This window comes from Oleiphilus sp. HI0117, assembly GCF_001635235.1.
Genome location: NZ_LWGA01000185.1, coordinates 1 through 706 on the forward strand (window position 1 = coordinate 1; position 706 = coordinate 706).

General features: G+C 44.8%; 2 protein-coding genes. One reads left to right on the top strand and one right to left on the bottom strand.

The window, feature by feature from the left end:
* Positions 1-315: DUF2333 family protein (locus A3757_RS02370; protein ID WP_156506118.1), on the top strand; the 315-nt coding region annotated here is incomplete at its 5' end.
* A gap of 78 nt (positions 316-393) precedes the next feature.
* On the opposite strand, the gene A3757_RS02375 is transcribed toward A3757_RS02370, so the two are convergent.
* Positions 394-706, bottom strand: a 313-nt coding sequence (locus A3757_RS02375; RefSeq protein WP_197469666.1) for an inorganic diphosphatase, incomplete at its 5' end; no start/stop codon positions are given.

Consider the following 706-nt stretch of genomic DNA (forward strand, 5'->3'; position numbering starts at 1 on the left):
CAGGAGCGTAAGACTGCTTGGATGGAAATAGACGATGTGTTTTATGAAGCACGCGGTACGGCTTGGGCGCTGGTGCATATACTAAAAGCAATAGAGCATGACTTTAAGGCAGTGCTGATCAATAAGAATGCTTTGGTAAGCTTGCAGCAGATAACACTGGAATTGGAAGCGACTCAAGAGGCTGTTTGGAGTCCGATGATTCTAAATGGTAGTGGCTTTGGGATGTTGGCTAATCATAGCTTGACAATGTCTTCGTATATCTCAAGAGCATCAGCGGCCATTATCGACTTGCGCAGTTTGCTTCAGCAGGGCTAACTTTCTAGCACTCGTGAAGTGCAGATAGTAAAAAGGCCGCTGATGCGGCCTTTGTTATATAGAGCTAAGCGCTACAACTTACTTATTGTAGTTCGCTACAGACTTCTCGATTGACTTACGAGCAGCATCTGCATTTTCCCAGCCTTTTACTTTTACCCACTTGCCTTTCTCAAGCTCTTTGTAACGCTCAAAGAAGTGCTGGATCTGTTCTTTCAGTAACACTGGAATATCTTCAATATCCTGAATATCTTTGTACTCAGGAGATAGCTTGTCGTGAGGTACCGCTACTAGCTTCTCATCACCACCCGCTTCATCGTCCATGTCTAGCATGCCGATTGGGCGACAACGAATTACTGAGCCAGGTATAACTGGATATGGTGTGATAACCAAT